Genomic DNA, 17,676 nt, shown 5'->3' with positions numbered 1-17,676 from the left:
TTCGCTACTCGCCACTCGCCCTCATCCCGTATTTCTCAACCCCGCCGAGATGCCGTTGATCGTTAGTTGAATCCCGCGCAGCACCTGCTCGTCCGGGTTCTGCGCGCGATGCTCCTTGAGCAGCTCGACCTGCACGTGGTTGAGCGGATCGAGATAGGGAAAGCGGTTGCGCACCGAGCGCTCCAGCAGCGGGTTGCCCTGCAGCAGCCGCTCCTGCCCCGTGATGTCGAGCAAAGTCTCGATCACCAGATTCCATTCGCGCCGGATGCGGCCGAAGATCTTTTCGCGCAGGGCCTCGTCCGGGACCAGCTCGGCATAGCGCGAGGCTATGGCGATCGAGCTCTTGGCGAGCACCATGTCCATGTTCGACAGCAGCATGCGGAAGAACGGCCATTCCTGATAAAGTTCGCGCAGGAACGGCATGCCCTGCTCCGGATTTTCCGCGATCCAGGTCTCGACCGCGCTGCCGAAGCCGTACCAGCCCGGCAGCATCAGCCGGCACTGCGCCCAGGAGAACACCCAGGGGATCGCACGCAGGTCCTCGATCGCGCGGGTTTTCTTGCGCGAGGCCGGGCGGCTGCCGATGTTCAAGGTCGCGATCTCGTTGATGACGGTCGAGGCCCAGAAATAGTCGACGAAGCCGTCGGTCTCGTAGACCAGGCCGCGATAGGCCTTGAACGCGAGCTCCGAGAGCCGGTCCATCGCGGTGAGATATTCGCGCTTCGGCGCCGGCTGCCGCGGATGCAGCAGGCTGGCCTCGAGCGTCGCGGCGGCGAGAATTTCCAGATTGTTACGTCCGACCTCGGCGTTGGAATATTTGCTGGAGATGATCTCGCCCTGCTCGGTGATGCGGATCTGGCCGTTCACCGCGCCGCCCGGCTGGGCGATGATGGCGTCGTAGCTCGGTCCGCCGCCGCGGCCGACCGATCCACCGCGGCCGTGGAACAGCCTGAGCCGGATGCCGTGGCGCTCGAAGATGTCGACGAGGCCGATCTCCGCCTTGTAGAGCTCCCAGCCCGAGGTGACGAAACCGCCGTCCTTGTTGCTGTCGGAATAGCCGAGCATGACCTCCTGCACGGCGCCGCGGCTGTCGACCAGGCGGCGGTAATCGTGCAGCGCCAGCATGCGGTCCATGATGCCGCTGGACGCCTGCAGGTCCTCGATCGTCTCGAACAGCGGCACGATGTTGACGGCGCAGCGGCCCGAAGGGTCGATCAGGCCGACCTCCTTGAGCAGCAGTGCCACCTCGAGCATGTCCGACATGCCCTTGCACATCGAGATGATGCACTGGGGAATCACGTCGGCACCGAACGTCGCGTGCGCCTCGGCGGCCGCGCGGAACAGCGCGAGCTCGCCGACGGTCTCGTCGCTGTACTTGACGAATTGCGACACCAGCGGCCGCGCATTGCGCAGCTCGCTGACAAGCAGGCCGACCCTGGCATCCTCGCTCAGCGCCATGTAGGACATGCCCGGCATCGCGGTGTCGATCAGCTCGGCGACGGTGCGCTCGTGCACCGCCGAATTCTGGCGGATGTCGAGCCGGGCCAGATGGAAGCCGAAGCAATCCACTGCACGCCGCAGCAGCCGCAGCCGCCCGCGGGCGATCACCTCGGCATTGTTGGCGATCAGCGAGTGATGCAGCACGTCGAGATCATCCTGCATCTGCTTGACGCTGTCGTAAGGCGCCACCGCCGCCACGGGAAGCCGGCTGATCTGGATACCGAGCTTCTTCGCCGTCGCCGCCAAGCGCGCATAGATGCCGGACACCGCCAGACGATATGGCTCGCCGCGACGATGCGGCGACGTGTCCGGCGAGCGCTCGGCCAGCGCACGCAGCTCCTCGGAGACATCGGCGAGATGCGCGGCGATGGACAGCTCGCTGCCGAGCAGATGCAGTTCCTCGAGATAGTAGTGCAGCGCCAGGCTGGATTGCAGCTTGAGCGTCCCGCGCATCACCTCGGCGGTGACGAACGGATTGCCGTCCCGGTCGCCGCCGATCCAGCTCCCCATTCGCAGGAACGAGGCGAGATCGCCTGCCACCTCCGCTCCGTCATTGAGCCGATCCTCGAGCGAGCACAGCAGACGCGGCACCTCACGCAGAAACGTGTAGTCGTAGAACGACAGGCCGTTGGTGACCTCGTCGAGCACCGTCAGCTTGGTCCGGCGCAGCAGGTTGGTCTGCCACAAGGTCAGCACGGCGCGGCGCAGCGCCTCGTCATTGGCCTCGCGCTCGTCCGGCGTCAACTGCATCCGCTCGCGGCGGTCGAGCAGCATCGCGATCTCCATCTCGCGATCCATCGTGCTCTTGCGCCGCACCTCGGTCGGGTGCGCGGTCAGGACCGGACTGACCAGCGCCGTCGAGAAGAACTTGCGCAGATCGGAAGCCTCGAACCCGGCGGATTTTGCGTGAGCGAGCGTCGCCGCCAGCATGCCGGCCCCGCCATTGGAGTCGCTCCTGGCACGCATGCGTCGGATGTTGTTCTGGTCCTCGGCAATGTTGGCGAGGTGCGAGAAATAGCTGAAGGCGCGGACGATGCGGACCGTCTCAGCCGTCGTCATGCCGTCGAGGATCTGCTCCAGCTCGCGCCGCGCCTGGCGGTCCTCGTCGCGGTGGAAGCGCACCGAGGTCTGGCGGATGCGCTCGACGAGGTCGAACAATTCGGCGCCTTCCTGGTCGCGGACGGTATCGCCGAGGATGCGGCCGAGCAGCCGGATATCGTCCCGGAGCCGCGCGTCCTCCTCCATGGCCTGCGCCTCGGCGGCGCGGTTGGGACGGATTTCCTCTGTCATGGCTTGCGGCGACATGGATGCGCTCTCCAGCAGCTGCCCATTTACGGGTCAGTCTGCCGTATCTATACCGCAGCGCAAGATCAAGAAAGAGGCGTCGCCTGCCCTATTCAATGTCGGTCTCGCCTCCCTTCGCCGCCAAGTGCGGGCCCATCATCATATTTTCCGCCCCGCCTGCTCCCAATGGGGATCGCGCAGCCGCCGCTTGAAGATCTTGCCGGAGTCCTCGCGCGGCAGCTTCTCGTGGATCTCGATGTGCTTGGGCACCTTGTAATCGGCCAGCGACGCTCTCAGCCGGGCCCTCATCTCCCCAATGTCAAGCGTCACGCCCGGCTGCGGCTCGACCACGGCCATCAGGGCTTCTCCGAACTCGGCATCTGGGATGCCGAACACGGCGCAATCATGCACGCCGGGCACGGCATGCAGCACGGCTTCGATCTCGGCGGGATAGATGTTTACGCCGCCAGAGATCACCATGTCGCGCTTGCGGTCGCACAGGAAGACGTAGCCCTCGGCATCCATGTAGCCGACATCGCCCGAGGTGATGAAGCCGTCGCGGTCGATCTCGGCACGCTTCTCCGGCTTGTTGTGATAGGTGAAATCCGGATTGCCCGCGATGCGCGAATAGATCTCGCCGATCTCGCCCTGCGGCAGGATGCGACCGTCCTCGCCGAGAAAGCGCAGCTCCGCGCCCGGCGAGACCTTGCCGACGGTGCCGGGCTTGCGCAGCGCGTCCTCGGAGGTCGCGAAGGTCACGGCACCGGATTCGGTCGAGCCGTAGAACTCGTAGATGACCGGCCCCCACCAGTCGATCATCGCGCGCTTGACGTCGGCCGGGCACGGCGCGGCAGCGTGAATGACATGGCGCAACGACGAGACGTCGTAGCGGCGGCGAACCTCCTCCGGCAGCTTCATCAGCCGGATGAACATGGTCGGCACCATGAAGATGGTATCGATCCGCTCTGTCTGGATGACGTCGAGAAACGCCTCCGGCTCGAAACGCGGCATCAGCACCAGCGCGCCGCCGAGCCGGCCCGCCCGCAGGCCGAAGGCGTTCGGCGCCGAATGATACAGCGGCCCCGGCAGCAGCGCGCGCGCGTTCGGCTTCAGCCCGTAGATCAACGCGCGCATGCGCTCGGCCGAGGCGGCCTGCTCCACCGTCGGCGCATTGCGGCGGACGCCCTTGGGATGACCGGTCGTGCCGGAGGTGTAGATCATGTTCTGCGGCTGCGGCACCTGCGGCCCCTCGTACGGGCTCTGCTGTGTCAGCCAGCTTTCCAGGTCGGTCGCGAACTCCGGTGTTGCGAGCAGATCCGCGCCGATCTTGTAGTTGGACAGGATCTCCGGCGGCGTCGGCACGCTGAGCACGGTGCCTCCGGGTGGAATCAGGCCGCGAAGCTGATGCAGCAGATCGGCGTGACCGATCAGCACGCGCGTCGCGGAGTCCTTGAGGATGTAGTCGATCTCCTCCGGCTTGAAGTGCCAGTTCACCGGCACGCCATAGGCGCCCAGCCGCATCGCGCCATAGGCCGCCTCGATGAAGGCGATGTCGTTGCGCATCAGCATGCAGACGCAATCGCCCTGGCGTACGCCGAGTTGCGCGAGGCCGCTGGCGATCCGCGCGGCGCGGTCGGCGATTTCGGCGTGGCTGCGCCGGCGCCCGCCGGAGATGATGCCGCAGAACAGGGAGGACGTTTCCATTTTCTTTGTTATCCGATCTGGCATCGGTTTGAGTTTCCGCCATCAATCCGGGGCGATGCGCCGCGAAAACGGCGGAGCCGTTTTGCGCGGAGCATCGAACTCAGGTGCGCAGTTGCGCACCGGAGAATCTCGAGATTCCGGGCCTGCTCCTTCGGGGCATCCCGGAATGACGGACTCAGTCAGCAAACTTCGGCGCGCGCTTCTCGATGTTGGCGCGCACCGATTCGAGCTGGTTCGGGCTGCCGATCAGCTTCTGCTGCTCGACCGATTCGGCGAGCAGCGCCGGCCCCGGATCGACCGAGAGATTGTTCAGCATCCGCTTGGCGGCGCGGATCGCATCCGGATTCTTGGCCGCGATCTCACGCGCGGTCTCCAGCGCAGCCGCGCGCGGATCGGCGCAGATGCGGGTGACGAGGCCGTAGGACTGGCCTTCCTCCGGCGAGAACACCCGGCCCGTGTAGGTCAACTCGCGCAGGATGTCGTCGCGCATCAGGGTGGCCAGGATCGGCGTGCCCGCCATGTCGGGCACCAGACCCCACTTGATCTCCATGATCGACATCTTGGTGTCCGGCGCGACGTAGCGCATGTCGGCGCCGAGTGCGAGCTGGAAGCCACCGCCATAGGCGACGCCATGCACTGCAGCAATCACCGGCACCGGCAACTGCCGCCAGCCCCATACCGCCTGCTGCGCGAAGTTGGCCTTGCCGTGCGTGCGAATGGTGAGGTCGCGCTTCTCGCCGCCGGGTATGCCGTTGCCGCCGGAATCCTTCATCGCCGCGAAGCGGCCCATGTCGAGGCCAGCGCAGAAGGCGCGGCCCTCGCCGGACAGCACCACCGCCCGCAGGCCCTTCTCCTTCGACAGCCGGTCGGTCGCCGCGACCAGCGCCTCGAACATCTCCATGTCCAACGCATTCATCTTGTCGGCGCGAACCAGGCGAACATCGGCGACGCCGTCCTTGATCTCGATCGCGAGGCGGTTGTCCATCGAGCGGTCTCCCTACGGATGTCTTTGTGACTTTACAGAAGGCTGTCGGAGCGATTTAGTCAATCGACCAATTAACTCACAACATGTCAGGCGGAAACTCCCATGTTCAAGGACAATCTCCTCGAAGGTCGACGCATTCTGGTGACCGGCGGCGGCACGGGCCTTGGCAAAGCGATGGCTGCGCGCTTCCTGCAACTCGGCGCCGAAGTGCATATTTGCGGCCGGCGGAAAATCGTCTGCGACGAGACCGCGACCGAACTGATGGACCTCTACGGCGGCCGTGTGACCAGCCATGGCGTCGACATCCGCAATGCCATGGCGGTGGAGGACATGATCGAGGCCATCTTCCAGGAAGGCGGTCTCACCGATCTCATCAACAACGCGGCCGGCAACTTCATTTCCCGCACCGAGGAATTGAGCCCGCGCGGCTTCGATGCCGTCGCCAACATCGTGATGCACGGCACGTTCTACGTGACGCACGCCGTCGGCAAGCGCTGGATCGCCGCGAAGCAGCCGGGCAACGTCGTGTCGATCACGGTGACCTGGGTGCGCAACGGCTCGCCTTACGTGGTGCCCTCGGCGATGAGCAAGTCGGCGATCCACGCCATGACGATGTCGCTCGCGACTGAATGGGGCCGCTACGGCATCCGCCTCAACACCATCGCACCCGGCGAAATCCCGACCGAAGGCATGAGCAAGCGCATCAAGCCCGGTGACGAGGCCGGCGCGCGGACCAAGGCCATGAACCCGATGGGTCGCGTCGGCACCATGGAGGAGCTGCAGAACCTCGCGGTGTTCCTGATCTCCGGCGGCTGCAACTGGATCAACGGCGAGACCATCGCGATGGACGGTGCCCAGGCGCTGGCGATGGGCGGCAACTTCTATCAGCTGCGCGACTGGAGCGACGACGACTGGACCAAGGCCAAGGAGTCGATCAAGGCGCAGAACGAAAAGGATCGCGCGACGCGCACGAGCTGATGGCGCAATCACCCTGTTGATCGGCGACCTGCTCCCTGTAGACTGATCGAGAGATGCTTGCTCCGGCGCAATCCGGGGCGAGGACCACGACAAGACATCGAACAAAGAACAAGACGCAATCGGAGGGGAAACATGTCCGTCACGACGGCAGCGTCGACGCTCGTCGACGTCGTGCGCAGGCAGGCGGAAGCGCTTGGCTCCGCCACCGCCTATGAGTTCGAAGGCCGCCTCACCAGCTTCGCCGCATTCGACCGCAAGACCAACCAGGTTGCCAACGCGCTGAAGGCGATCGGCATCAAGCCGCATGAGCGAATCGCCTATTTCGGCAAGAACAGCGACATCTATTTCGAGCTGCTGGTCGGCGCCATGAAGGCCAACGTCGTGATGGCGCCGGTGAACTGGCGCCTCGCCGGTCCCGAGGTCGCCTTCATCGTCGAGGACTGCAAGGCGCCTGCCCTGTTCGTCGGTCCCGAGTTCATCACGATGATCCGCAACATCCGCGACCAGATTCCGAGCGTGCGGCACATCATCACCACCGAAGGCGGCGCGCCGGAATGGCAGGACTACACGGCTTGGCGCGACGCGCAGAGCGCCGACGCTCCCGGCGAGGCGATCACGCCGAAGGACATCGCGCTGCAGCTCTACACCTCCGGTACCACCGGCAAGCCGAAAGGCGCGATGCTGTCGCACGCCAACTTCCTCAACCTCGTCAACACCGGCAATCCCGAGGAGAAGCCGGACTGGAATAAATGGACGACCGACGACGTCTCGCTGATCGCGATGCCGATCTTCCACATCGGCGGCTCCGGCTGGGGCCTGATGAGCCTTTACCACGGCGCCCGCGGCGTGATCGCGCGCGAGTTCGATCCCACGAAGATCCTCGACTTCTTCGAACAGTCCGGCATCACCAAGCTGTTCATGGTACCCGCCGCGATGCAGTTCGTGGTCCGGCAGCCGCGAGCGCGGCAAGTCGACTTCTCGCGGCTCAAATACATGCTCTACGGCGCCTCGCCGATCCCGGCGGCGCTGCTGAAGGAATGCATCGAGGTGTTCAAATGCGGCTTCGTGCAGATGTACGGCATGACCGAGACCACGGGCACCATCATCGCGCTGCCGCCCGAGGATCACGTCGAAGGGCTGGAGCGGATGCGCTCGGCCGGCAAGCCGCTGCCGGGCGTCGAAGTCGCGATCATCGATCCCTCGGGCAACCCGCTGCCGCCGCGGCAGGTCGGCGAGATCGCCACCCGCTCCGGCTCCAACATGACCGGCTACTGGAACCTGCCGGAGGCGACCGCACGCACGCTCGGCAAGGACGGCTGGCTGCGCACGGGTGATGCCGGCTACATGGACGAGGACGGCTACGTCTACATCCACGACCGCATCAAGGACATGATCATCTCCGGCGGCGAGAACATCTATCCGGCCGAGGTCGAGAGCGCGATCTGCGACCACCCCGATGTCGCCGAGGCCGCCGTGATCGGCATTCCCGACGAGAAATGGGGCGAGGCCGTCAAGGCGATCGTCGTGATGAAGCCCGGCAAGCGCGCCACCGAGACCGACATCATCAATTTCACCCGCACCCGCATCGCCGGCTTCAAGACGCCGAAGAGCGTCGACTTCCTCGACGCCCTGCCGCGCAACCCGTCCGGCAAGATCCTGCGAAGGAATCTGCGCGACCCGTACTGGGCGGGCAAGGATCGGCAGGTGAATTGATCAAGAACGAGGTGCTTGCTGAGACATTCTGGATCGCTTCGCCACGCTCGCGATGGCGTGGAGAGAGGGTACGCTCCTTCCACGCCATCATTGCGAGGCGCCCTTGCGCCGAAGCAATCCAGGGGCCAAACAACAAGGTCTGGATTGCTGGCTGACGCTCACGATGGCCGCCTTCCAACTACAACCGCCTCACCTCTTGTTCACCCCCATATACCCGAACAGGAAGCCCGCCACCTTGCGCATTTGGATCTCCTCGCTGCCTTCGGTGATGCGGTAGCGGCGGTGGTGGCGGTAGATGTGCTCAAACGGCTTGTGGCGCGAGTAGCCCATACCGCCATGAACCTGGATGGCGCGGTCGGCCGCCTCGCAGCACAGACGGTTAGCCCAGTAGTTGCACATCGAGACCTTGTCGGAGAGTGTGTGCTCGACCTGCGCCTGGGTGAGCTGGTCCATCTCCCAGGCGGTCTTGCGGATCAGCAGCCGCAGCATCTCGGCCTGCGTCGCCAGCTCGACCAGCGGCCACTGGATCGCCTGGTTCTCGGCCAGCGCCTTCCCGAACGGTTTGCGCTCACGCGCGTAGTTCACGCTCTCATTGATGCAGAATACGGCCGCACCGAGCGAGCTCGCCGCCTGCCGGATGCGGTTCTCGTGCACGAAGCACTGCGCCAGCGACAGGCCGCGACCGACTTCGCCGAACTGCGCATCCTCCGGCACGAACACGTCGGTGAAGCTGACCCGCGGATGATCGGTCGGCATGTTGAAGGTCCAGAGATACTCCTCGACCTTCACACCCTCGGTCTTGGCCGGCACCAGGAAGCAGGTGATGCCGCGGGCATCGCCGTCCTTGCCCGAGGTGCGCGCAAACAATGCGCAATGGGTGGCGACGTGCATGCCCGTGGTCCACATCTTCTCGCCGTTGATCAGCCAGCCCTTGACGTTGTCGCGGGTGGCCGGCTCCGCCTTGGTTTCCATGTGGGTTGCGTCCGAGCCGTGATGCGGCTCGGTGAGACCGAACGTGATGCGGTACTTGCCGGTGATCGAGCCGTCGATCATCGCTTTCTGGTCGTCGCGGCCATAGCGGTCGAGCATGGTGACGATCGGCAGATTGCCGACGATCGAGTGCTCGTTCTGCAGGTCGTTGTGCAGGCCGAGGCCCTTCGACGCGAAATGCTCGCGGATCACCGCCATCCAGAGGTTCGAGCCGTCCTTGCCGCCGTAGCGCTTCGGGATCGCAAAGCGCAGGTGCCCGGCCGCGTCGGCACGATCCTTGGCCTTGCGCAGCAGCTGCTCCCACTCATGCCGCGGCAGGCCGCCATTCTCGAAATCGGTGCGCGCCCATTCGCGACGATGATCGAAGAAGCGGATGTTGTCGTCGGCCTGCTCCAGCGGCTTGATCTCGGCGGCGATGAAGCGATCGAGCTCGTCGAGGTAGGCGACCAATTCCTTCGGCAAGGAAAAATCCATGGCGTGTCTCCCTGTGCGTTTCGTTGTTGTTCTTGGTCCTGATGGGCGCGACCTCCCGTCGCGCGCTTGTGGCGCGCAGCGCCGTTGCGTATTTGGATGACTGCGACACCTGCGCAGGCGCTAAGCTGATGCGCGACAGCCAATCAGAAAACAGGAGGAACGGCCGATGGAGCTGAAGTTTTCGAGAGTGACGCGCAAGGGGCCGATCACGATCGTCACCCTGGCGCGCCCCGAGGTCTACAACGCCCTGCACATCGAGGCGCATTACGAGCTCGAGCGCGTGTTCGACGGCTTCGCCGCCGATCCCGAGCAATGGGTGGCGATCGTCACCGGCGAGGGCGACAAGGCATTCTGCGCCGGCAACGATCTGAAATGGCAGGCGGCCGGCGGCGCGCGCGGCTGGGGCAAAAGCGGCTTCGGCGGACTGACCTCGCGCTTCGATTGCGACAAGCCGCTGATCGCGGCCGTCAACGGCGTTGCGATGGGCGGCGGCTTCGAGATCGCGCTGGCCTGCGACCTGATCATCGCCTCCGAGAATGCGACCTTCGCGTTGCCCGAGCCGCGCGTCGGCCTCGCCGCGCTCGCCGGCGGGCTGCAGCGGCTGCCGCGCCAGATCGGCATGAAGCGCGCGATGGGCATGATCCTGACCGGCCGCCATGTCGGCGCCCGCGAGGGCCACGAGCTCGGCTTCGTCAACGAGGTCGTACCGCAGGGCGAGGCGCTGGCGGCCGCGGAGCGTTGGGCCGAGACCATCGCCAAGAACTCGCCAATGTCGATCCGCGCCTCCAAACAGGCGATCGAGAAGGGCCTCGCGGTGTCGCTGGAGCAGGCCATCACCGAGCAGCGCGACTACCCGGCGGTGCAGGCGATGATCCAGTCGCAGGACTACATTGAGGGGCCGAAGGCGTTCTCGGAGAAGCGGCCGCCGAAATGGCTGGGGCGGTAGCGCATCGCCAAGGCGATCATTCCGGGGCGCACGGAGCGCGCGCCCGGAATCCGTGACCACGAACGGGAGTCTGGATTCCGGGCTCGCGACTGCGTCGCGCCCCGGGACGACGGCCGAGGTGATCGCAACGCCTGTCCAGCTCCCGCCGCCGTCATTGCGAGCGAAGCGAAGCAATCCAGAGTCCCACCGCCGAAGCAGTCTGGATTGCTTCGGCGCTGGCGCTCCTCGCAATGACGGCGGAGAGCTAAGCATCGCTGGTGCCCCTCCCCGCCTCGCGCCTGTAGGACGCGTAGTTGGGCTGATCGACAGCGAGCTTGTCGAGCGTGGTCTGCCAGAGGTGGTCCTTCAGTCCCGGCGTGCCGAGATCGACGGCACCACTGGCGATCTGCTCGGAAAGCACACGATTCAGTTCGAGCAAGTCGCCGTCTCGTCTCAATAGCTGTTTCAGCCGCGCGTGCTCCGCGGCATCCGCCGGAGCAGCCTGCGTCAACTGCCGCACCACCAGATCGAGCGCGTTGATTCCCACGCGCAGCTTGAACGCCGGGTGCCCGGAGATCAGCGGCGCGATGTCGGTGCGCAGGAAATCCGCGACCGCCTTCACCAGCTCCGTCGGCGTCGGTTCGTCCTGCATCAGCCCTCTCCTCTCGGCGCCAGCAGCCGCAGCAGATCGATCTCTGTCTCCGACGCGCGGCGGCCGATCATGGCGCGCTCCATCGAGTGGTCGGGACCCAAGCGAAACCGCTGCATCATGCCGCAACACATCACGCCCCAGCGCAACGTGCCCATGACCTCCCAGAACTTCACCCTGCCGGCATCGACCTTGCGGCCAGCGGCCTCGTAGCCCGCGTACAGCTCCTCGCGCGAGCCAAAGCCGCCGACGGGCTTGTCGATCTCGCCGAAGCGCCAGGAGTTGACGCAGATCCAGCCGAGATCCTCCATGGGATCGCCGAGATGGGCGAGCTCCCAGTCGAGCACAGCGCGCACCCCGTCGGGGCCGATGATGAGATTGCCGTTGCGGAAATCGCCATGCACCAGCGTCACCTCCGCCGAGGGGCCGGGATCGTTGTGCGACAGCCAGCGCAGCGCGAGATCGAACACCGGGCGCGGCCAGTCGAAGCTTTGATATTCGCGCGCGAGCTCCGCGATCTCCCTGGTCGCGTTCATCTCGCGCAACGCGGGCAGCGTCTCGCGTCGAATCCCGTGGATGCCGGCAGCGATGCCGCCGAGCTGGCGCGCGAGGCGCGGCCGCGCCTCGGCGAATTCAGCATCGCGCAGGATCTTGCGCGCGATGGTCTCGCCCTCGACGCGGCGCATGATGAAACCGGCGCCGAGATCGTCCTCCGGCCGTAGCACGTGCAGTACCTCGGGCGACGGCACGCCGGCCGCACAAGCGAGCCGCATCAGCGCCGCCTCGTTGTCGAGCCCGGCGGCACGCCCGGGCGCGGCGCCGTAGCCCTTCGGCGAGCGGCGCAGGATGGCGCCGACATCACCACCGGGATGGACGATGTCGAAGCGCCACGTCTCCTGGCTGGCCCCGCCGGAGAGTCTCGCGGCGCCGCGCACGCCAGTCGCCCCCGGCATGAACGAGGCGACGCAGCGCGACAGCTCGGCCTCGATCATTGGCCCTTGAACTTGGCCGGGCGCTTTTCGAGGAACGCGGTGACGCCCTCCTTGAAATCCGACGTGCCGCCCGCGATGCGCTGCGACTGGAATTCGGCGTTGAGCTGCTCCTCGAACGAGTTCTCCGGGCTGTCCCAATAAAGCTTGCGGATCTGCGCCAGCGCCACCGTCGGCCCGTTGGCGAGCTCGCGCGCGAGCTTCATCGTTTCCTCCTTGAGGGCCGCATCGTCATAGACGCGGTTGACGAGGCCCCATTGCAGCGCCGTCTCGGCCGGCAGCTTCTCGCCGAGCAGCGACAGCTCGATCGCGCGCGCCTTGCCGACGAGGCGCGGCAACAGCCAGGTCGAGCCGCAGTCGGGAACGAGACCGATGCGGCGGAAGGCTTGCAGGAAATACGCGGACTTCGCGCACAGGATCATGTCGCCCATCAGCGCGAAGCTCATGCCAGCACCGGCGGCCGGGCCGTTGACCGACGTCACGATCGGGCAATGCAGATTGCGCAAGCGGCGCAGGAACGGATGAAAGGCCGTCTCGAGCGCGGCGCCCGCATTGCTGCGGCCGGGCTTCGCCTGCGCATTGCGGCCCTGCAGATTGGCACCGGTGCAGAACGCTCGCCCCGCGCCGGTTACGACCAGGCAGCGCACCTCGGCCTTCTTCTCCTCGATCTCGTCGAGCGCCTCGGCGAGCCCGCCAAGCATGTCGATCGAGACCGCGTTCATGACCTCCTGATGATCGAGCGTGAGGACGGCGACGGGCCCGTCGAAATCGAGCGTGACGTGCTTGAACTGCATGTTTTCCTCTCAAGAGCTTTTCGGTCAGTGCATTCTTCGCCGCGGAAATTTGAAGCGCGGCATGGTTCTGTCAGCATATTTGATTTTTGCGCTTCGCTTGTCCATGGTTGGATCATCCCAATAACCGAAGCGGCGCGCAGCGCGCTCACATCATCACGGAAACGCCCAAGAGAACCCCATGAGCATGTTCGACCTCACCGGCCGTGTGGCCGTCGTCACCGGCGGCAATGGAGGCATAGGCCTCGGAATCGCCCAGGCACTTGCGTCCAGTGGCTGCAACGTCTCGATCTGGGGCCGCAACGCCGAGAAGAACAAGGCGGCTGCGGCGTCGATGGCCGCGGGGCCCGGCAGGGTCGATACCCATGTCTGCGACGTGACAAGCCCTGCTTCCGTCAACGAGGCGATGAAGGCGACACTCGACACCTTCGGTCGCGTCGACGGCTGCTTTGCCAACGCCGGCATCGGCGGCGGCGGCCGCAAGCCCTTCATCGAGCGCAGCGAGGAGGAATGGCGCACAATGTTCGCGACCAATCTCGACGGCGTCTTCCATGCCTTCCAGGCCGCCGCCAAGCACATGACCGCGCGCGCCGAAGCCGGCGATCCGTTCGGCCGCCTGGTCGCGACCTCCAGCCTCGCCTCGCTGTTCGGCACCGCGCGGAACGAGCACTATGCGGCAACCAAGGCGGCAATCAATGCGCTGTGCCGCGCGCTCGCCGTCGAACTCGCACGCCACGGCGTCACCGCGAATGCGATCCTGCCTGGCTGGATCAAGAGCGACATGACCGCAGGCATCATGGGAAACGAGAAGTTCGTTGCCAACGTCATGCCGCGTATCCCGGTGCGCCGCTTCGGCGAGCCGTCGGATTTCGGCGGCATCGCCGTCTACCTCATGAGCAAGGCGTCGTCCTATCACACCGCAGACTGCCTCGTGATCGACGGCGGCTATACCGCATTCTGACTCCTCGCAGTGGGAGGTGAGCCGGCGCGCCGGTTCACCAACCGCGGATTGTTCCCGTGCTGCACTGCAAGATTTCGGAAATTTAATCCACCCCTGGCTGCCACACCCCCGTGACCCGGGCGTTGTCTTCCATCACATAACGGAGAGACGTCCAAGGAAGGATACCATGAAGCGCGGTGTGACGGTTTTGGCCTGTGTGTCTGCCCTGGCTGTGGCCGGTTACTTTGCAATGGCCAAATGGGGCATTCAGCACGAAAGCCGCGAGTTCTTCGATGCCGCGCGGCAGCGGTCGATCAATGTCGATGTCGCCGTGCGCAAGGACTACGAGATGAAGGCCAATGCCGGGCTGTGGCGGCTGCCGGTCGCCATCATCAGCAACGGCAACACAGTGAAGAACACCGAGTACTCCTTCCTCGCGAACGTGTTCGCCGCGCGCGGCTACCTTGTCGCCAGCGTCCAGCAGGACCTTCCGACTGATCCGCCGCTCGTCACCAAGGTCGGGATGCCTTATGTCGGCCGGCTCGACGTCTACCGGAAAGGCGAGGCCAACATCCTCTGCGTGCTGAACGAGATGAAGAAGCGTCATCCGAATGCCGACTACGATCACCTGACCCTGGTCGGCCACTCCAATGGCGGCGATACCGCGATGTATTTCGCCAAGGAGCATCCGAACATCGTCTCGCAGGTGGTGACGCTCGACAATCTGCGCGTTCCTTTCGTCATCAGGGACAAGCTCAAGATCCTGTCGTTCCGCTCGGATGATCCGCAGTTCAAGACCGACCCCGGCGTTCTGCCAACGCATGTCGACAAGAAGAGCGGCATCGACATCATCAAGACCGAGTTCCAGCACACCTGGATGAGCGACCGCGGCCCCTACACGGCGCGGGAACGGATCCAGGCGACGCTCGACAAATATCTCGGCGGCGATGCGACGAGCGAACTGGCCCCGGCAGACACCGACAATCTGATCGTGACCAACGGCGCAGCGGCCCTGCCCTGATCTGACGACACCTCAGCGCTGGCGTGCGATGGCAGCCGCGCAATCGCGCAGCTGCCATCGCAGGCGTCAGTCCTGCGGTTTCTTGGCCGGTGGGCCGTTCTTATTCCCCGGCATGCCCTTGATGTTCGACGGGTCCTGAGCGCTGACGTCCGGATTATGGCGGTTGATCGTGGACGAGCCGACGGTGCCGCCTTTCGTCTCAGTGCCCGGTCCGTTCTTGTTGCCAGGCGCGCCCTGGATGCCTGCTCCGGAATTCTGCGCACTCGGCGGCGGCGTGGTCTGTGGGCTGCCCTGCGCCAGCGCTGACGTGGCCGAGACGACGAATGCGCAAGCCATCAGACTGATCATTGGTTTCATGGGCGACCTCCATTTGTAGTTGCCGTGCTGTCCGAACGTGGCGCTGGCGGAGCCGTTCCCGGAAACATGGAATTTCCCGCGACGACGCCGAGGTGCGCACCCCTGCCCGCTTTATTGGCTTCCGGATCGCGTCGCGGCCCACTACGGTCGGGGAACCGACGCATCAGAGGCCTCTACATGGAATACCTCGCCACCGATCTCAGCCCGCGCGAGCGCTACAAGATCCTGACCTCCTTCGTGCTGCCACGGCCGATCGCCTGGGTTACGACGAGAGGCGAGACCGGGGTGGTCAACGCCGCACCGTTCTCTTTCTTCAACGTGCTCGGCGAGGACCCGCCGCTGTGCGTGTTCGCGATCAACCTGCGGCCGGACGGCCGGATCAAGGACACGCTGGTCAACATCCGCAGCTCAGGCGAGTTCGTGGTCCACATCACCGACGAGCCCCTGGCGCAGGCGATGCACGAGACCGGCGGCGACTTTCCGCCCGAGATCGGCGAGCCGGATCACCTTGGGCTCAAGCTCACACCGTCCCGGATGATCGGCGTTCCGCGGTTGGCGGAGGCGCCGTTCGCGATGGAGTGCAAGACCTGGCAGCTCATCGACGTCAATGGCGATCGCGTGCTGGTGCTCGGCGAAGGCCTCGCCTTCCACATCCGTGACGAATTGTGGGACACCGAGAAGATGCGGGTCGAGATGGAGTTGTTCCATCCTGTCGGGCGCATGTTCGCCGACCGCTATTGCCGCACCGACGACCGGATGGATTTCCCGCCGGCGAAGGGCGCTGGCTGAACGCCCTGGCCGCCGGGCCCTGGCGTCAGTAGGTTGCGGCGAGATAGTCGACGATCTTGCCGACATCGGCAGCGTCGATCGGGGCGCCATAAACCTTGATCATCTTGGTGACTTCGGCCTGCCAGAACTCCTTCTTGTTCTGCATCGGCGGCTGCGTCTTGATGTAGTCGGAGGAGTGACAGGCCGTGCAGTTGCCCTGCACTACGGCGAGATCGGGCCCGGGCTTGAAGGCGGCAGTCTCCTGCGGAACCTGGTAGTTGACTGGCGCCGCGGTCAGGGCGATGGGGCTGCCCGCAAGGCAGCCAAGTCCGGTGGCTAGCGTGGCGACGAGGAAAAACGTCCGCTGCATGGGTGCTGCTCCTCAGGCCGCCGTGACGCGGACGGTTTCGATGACATTGCGCAGATAGCCGGCCGGATTCCAGCGCGGCGTCTCCGGCTGCGTCTCGCCGGAGTTGCTGGTGGCACGCACCTTGAGATCGTGGGATCCCGCGGCAAGCTTCACCGCCAGCTTCCACTCGCGGAAGGAATATTTCCCGAGATCCCTGCCGAGCTTGGCGTCGGTCCAGGTCTTGCCGCCGTCGGTCGAGACCGCGACCTGCTTGATTCCCGCCCCGCCGTCGAATGCGATGCCGCGCAGCATCGCCCTGCCCGCCTTGAGCTTCGCGCCATCGGCCAGGCTGGTGATGAACGAGCGGACCGTGAAGCGGTTGATCGGGATCGTCGCTTTCGGCGTGGTGCCGGGCTCCACGGCGTTGTTCGGCGTGTCTGGAATTCGATAGGCCGATTTCATCCAGAAGCCGTCGAACACGTTGTCGATGATGGTGATCTCGTTGAGGTGCTTGACCCAGTAGGTGCCGTAATAGCCGGGCACGATCAGGCGCAGCGGAAAGCCGTTGAGGAACGGCAGATCCTCGCCGTTCATGCCGTAGGCCAGCATCACCTCGCCATTCATGGCGTGATCGAGGTCGAGCGCCTTGACGAAGTCCGGCGTCTTGTCGATCACCGGTCCGTCCATGCCGCCGAAGGTGACCTGTCTGGCGCCGGCCTGGACGCCCGCCATGTCGAGCACGGTCTTGAGCGGCACGCCCCGCCAGCGCGCATTGCCCATGGCGCCGTTGCCAAGCTGGCCACCTGCGACGCGCGGCTCGAAGAAGCCGCGGCTGTTGCCGGAGCATTGGTTGACGGCGACGATCTCGGTCGCCTTCATCTTCCGGATGTCCTTGAGCGACAGCTTGAGCGGCTTGTCGACCTTCCCCTTGATCGCGAGCGTGAACCTGTCCGGATCGAGATCGTAAGGCAGGCCCGCCAGATGATAGCGGACGAAGAAGGCATTGTTCGGTGTGATCACGCCGTCATTGAACACCCCGGATGGCGTTTCGAGTTGCGGCGGCCGGCTGGTCAGGCCGATCATCGGCCGCTTCTGCGGATACTTCACCAGCGGGCGCTCGCCGTTGGCGAAGGGCAACGTCACGGTGTCCTCGGCCAGCGCGCGAGTCGCGCCAAACCCGCCCAGCAGCGCCGCCAGCCCTGCTCCCTTGAGCAGATCACGTCTGTCGATCATGCAACTCCCTCCGGAGTGGTCGTTTT

Annotated in this window: 16 protein-coding genes; 6 read left to right on the top strand and 10 right to left on the bottom strand. The window is 65.2% G+C overall.

The window, feature by feature from the left end; all coding sequences use genetic code 11:
* Positions 1–21: 21 nt before the first annotated feature.
* From ppc to QW861_RS31620, 3 genes are all read right to left on the bottom strand, one after another.
* A complete protein-coding gene (gene ppc / locus QW861_RS31630) occupies positions 22–2,805 on the bottom strand; it encodes a phosphoenolpyruvate carboxylase (RefSeq protein WP_315749197.1) in 2,784 nt (927 codons plus the stop codon).
* A gap of 138 nt (positions 2,806–2,943) precedes the next feature.
* A complete protein-coding gene (locus QW861_RS31625) occupies positions 2,944–4,488 on the bottom strand; it encodes an acyl-CoA synthetase (protein WP_316193945.1) in 1,545 nt (514 codons plus the stop codon).
* A 175-nt stretch (positions 4,489–4,663) separates the two neighbouring features.
* Complete coding sequence (locus tag QW861_RS31620; protein ID WP_316193944.1) at positions 4,664–5,473, bottom strand: crotonase/enoyl-CoA hydratase family protein; 810 nt, start codon at positions 5,471–5,473, stop codon at positions 4,664–4,666.
* A gap of 102 nt (positions 5,474–5,575) precedes the next feature.
* Between QW861_RS31620 and QW861_RS31615 the strand changes: the two genes are divergently transcribed.
* Entirely contained in the window at positions 5,576–6,451 is an 876-nt protein-coding gene (locus QW861_RS31615; RefSeq protein ID WP_315749193.1) for an SDR family oxidoreductase, read from the top strand.
* A 132-nt stretch (positions 6,452–6,583) separates the two neighbouring features.
* Positions 6,584–8,164 (top strand): fatty acid--CoA ligase, encoded by a 1,581-nt coding sequence (locus QW861_RS31610; protein WP_315826367.1) that lies wholly within the window; start codon positions 6,584–6,586, stop codon positions 8,162–8,164.
* 189 nt (positions 8,165–8,353) lie between these two features.
* Here QW861_RS31610 and QW861_RS31605 read toward each other — a convergent pair whose 3' ends face one another.
* Positions 8,354–9,628, bottom strand: a complete 1,275-nt coding sequence (locus QW861_RS31605) for an acyl-CoA dehydrogenase family protein (RefSeq protein ID WP_316193943.1) — start codon at positions 9,626–9,628, stop codon at positions 8,354–8,356.
* A 166-nt stretch (positions 9,629–9,794) separates the two neighbouring features.
* On the opposite strand from QW861_RS31605, the gene QW861_RS31600 reads away from it, so the two are divergent.
* Entirely contained in the window at positions 9,795–10,574 is a 780-nt protein-coding gene (locus QW861_RS31600; RefSeq protein ID WP_316193942.1) for an enoyl-CoA hydratase-related protein, read from the top strand.
* A gap of 244 nt (positions 10,575–10,818) precedes the next feature.
* Here QW861_RS31600 and QW861_RS31595 read toward each other — a convergent pair whose 3' ends face one another.
* From QW861_RS31595 to QW861_RS31585, 3 genes are read right to left on the bottom strand one after another with little or no spacing between them, the layout of a single operon-like run.
* A complete protein-coding gene (locus tag QW861_RS31595) occupies positions 10,819–11,205 on the bottom strand; it encodes a DUF6285 domain-containing protein (protein ID WP_316193941.1) in 387 nt (128 codons plus the stop codon).
* A complete protein-coding gene (locus QW861_RS31590; RefSeq protein ID WP_316193940.1) occupies positions 11,205–12,194 on the bottom strand; it encodes a phosphotransferase family protein in 990 nt (329 codons plus the stop codon). The genes QW861_RS31595 and QW861_RS31590 overlap by 1 nt, the downstream gene beginning before the upstream one ends.
* On the bottom strand, positions 12,191–12,985 hold the full coding sequence (locus tag QW861_RS31585) for an enoyl-CoA hydratase/isomerase (RefSeq protein WP_315749186.1): 795 nt from the start codon (positions 12,983–12,985) through the stop codon (positions 12,191–12,193). The genes QW861_RS31590 and QW861_RS31585 overlap by 4 nt, the downstream gene beginning before the upstream one ends.
* Positions 12,986–13,163: 178 nt before the next feature.
* Here QW861_RS31585 and QW861_RS31580 point away from each other — a divergent pair, with 178 nt between their 5' ends.
* On the top strand, positions 13,164–13,943 hold the full coding sequence (locus QW861_RS31580) for an SDR family oxidoreductase (protein ID WP_315749184.1): 780 nt from the start codon (positions 13,164–13,166) through the stop codon (positions 13,941–13,943).
* A 166-nt stretch (positions 13,944–14,109) separates the two neighbouring features.
* Complete coding sequence (locus QW861_RS31575) at positions 14,110–14,943, top strand: alpha/beta hydrolase (RefSeq protein ID WP_315714939.1); 834 nt, start codon at positions 14,110–14,112, stop codon at positions 14,941–14,943.
* Between the two features lie 66 nt (positions 14,944–15,009).
* On the opposite strand, the gene QW861_RS31570 is transcribed toward QW861_RS31575, so the two are convergent.
* Positions 15,010–15,300 carry a hypothetical protein gene (locus tag QW861_RS31570; protein ID WP_316193939.1) on the bottom strand — a complete coding sequence of 97 codons (291 nt, stop codon included), beginning with the start codon at positions 15,298–15,300 and terminating at the stop codon, positions 15,010–15,012.
* 177 nt (positions 15,301–15,477) lie between these two features.
* On the opposite strand from QW861_RS31570, the gene QW861_RS31565 reads away from it, so the two are divergent.
* On the top strand, positions 15,478–16,089 hold the full coding sequence (locus QW861_RS31565; RefSeq protein ID WP_316164373.1) for a flavin reductase family protein: 612 nt from the start codon (positions 15,478–15,480) through the stop codon (positions 16,087–16,089).
* A 25-nt stretch (positions 16,090–16,114) separates the two neighbouring features.
* Here the strand turns inward: QW861_RS31565 and QW861_RS31560 are convergent, their stop codons facing one another.
* Together QW861_RS31560 and QW861_RS31555 are read right to left on the bottom strand one after the other, a co-directional pair.
* On the bottom strand, positions 16,115–16,438 hold the full coding sequence (locus QW861_RS31560; protein ID WP_316170577.1) for a cytochrome c: 324 nt from the start codon (positions 16,436–16,438) through the stop codon (positions 16,115–16,117).
* A gap of 12 nt (positions 16,439–16,450) precedes the next feature.
* The gene (locus tag QW861_RS31555) at positions 16,451–17,650 is read right to left on the bottom strand and encodes a molybdopterin-dependent oxidoreductase (RefSeq protein WP_316193938.1); all 1,200 of its coding nucleotides are present in this window, start codon (positions 17,648–17,650) and stop codon (positions 16,451–16,453) included.
* Positions 17,651–17,676 lie beyond the last annotated feature (26 nt).

This window comes from Bradyrhizobium sp. SZCCHNRI1029 (assembly GCF_032487555.1).
Taxonomy (GTDB): domain Bacteria; phylum Pseudomonadota; class Alphaproteobacteria; order Rhizobiales; family Xanthobacteraceae; genus Bradyrhizobium.
This window is presented reverse-complemented; position numbering and strand designations above follow the sequence as displayed.

What these genes read in the sequence shown, in the direction of transcription:
- QW861_RS31575 (WP_315714939.1), top strand. Translation starts at nt 14,110, where the DNA reads ATGAAGCGCGGTGTGACGGTTTTGGCCTGTGTGTCTGCCCTGGCTGTG.
- QW861_RS31610 (WP_315826367.1), top strand. Translation starts at nt 6,584, where the DNA reads ATGTCCGTCACGACGGCAGCGTCGACGCTCGTCGACGTCGTGCGCAGG.
- QW861_RS31620 (WP_316193944.1), bottom strand. Translation starts at nt 5,473, where the DNA reads ATGGACAACCGCCTCGCGATCGAGATCAAGGACGGCGTCGCCGATGTT.
- QW861_RS31600 (WP_316193942.1), top strand. Translation starts at nt 9,795, where the DNA reads ATGGAGCTGAAGTTTTCGAGAGTGACGCGCAAGGGGCCGATCACGATC.
- ppc (WP_315749197.1), bottom strand. Translation starts at nt 2,805, where the DNA reads ATGTCGCCGCAAGCCATGACAGAGGAAATCCGTCCCAACCGCGCCGCC.
- QW861_RS31595 (WP_316193941.1), bottom strand. Translation starts at nt 11,205, where the DNA reads ATGCAGGACGAACCGACGCCGACGGAGCTGGTGAAGGCGGTCGCGGAT.
- QW861_RS31560 (WP_316170577.1), bottom strand. Translation starts at nt 16,438, where the DNA reads ATGCAGCGGACGTTTTTCCTCGTCGCCACGCTAGCCACCGGACTTGGC.
- QW861_RS31580 (WP_315749184.1), top strand. Translation starts at nt 13,164, where the DNA reads ATGAGCATGTTCGACCTCACCGGCCGTGTGGCCGTCGTCACCGGCGGC.
- QW861_RS31570 (WP_316193939.1), bottom strand. Translation starts at nt 15,300, where the DNA reads ATGAAACCAATGATCAGTCTGATGGCTTGCGCATTCGTCGTCTCGGCC.
- QW861_RS31565 (WP_316164373.1), top strand. Translation starts at nt 15,478, where the DNA reads ATGGAATACCTCGCCACCGATCTCAGCCCGCGCGAGCGCTACAAGATC.
- QW861_RS31605 (WP_316193943.1), bottom strand. Translation starts at nt 9,628, where the DNA reads ATGGATTTTTCCTTGCCGAAGGAATTGGTCGCCTACCTCGACGAGCTC.
- QW861_RS31555 (WP_316193938.1), bottom strand. Translation starts at nt 17,650, where the DNA reads ATGATCGACAGACGTGATCTGCTCAAGGGAGCAGGGCTGGCGGCGCTG.
- QW861_RS31585 (WP_315749186.1), bottom strand. Translation starts at nt 12,985, where the DNA reads ATGCAGTTCAAGCACGTCACGCTCGATTTCGACGGGCCCGTCGCCGTC.
- QW861_RS31615 (WP_315749193.1), top strand. Translation starts at nt 5,576, where the DNA reads ATGTTCAAGGACAATCTCCTCGAAGGTCGACGCATTCTGGTGACCGGC.
- QW861_RS31590 (WP_316193940.1), bottom strand. Translation starts at nt 12,194, where the DNA reads ATGATCGAGGCCGAGCTGTCGCGCTGCGTCGCCTCGTTCATGCCGGGG.
- QW861_RS31625 (WP_316193945.1), bottom strand. Translation starts at nt 4,488, where the DNA reads ATGGAAACGTCCTCCCTGTTCTGCGGCATCATCTCCGGCGGGCGCCGG.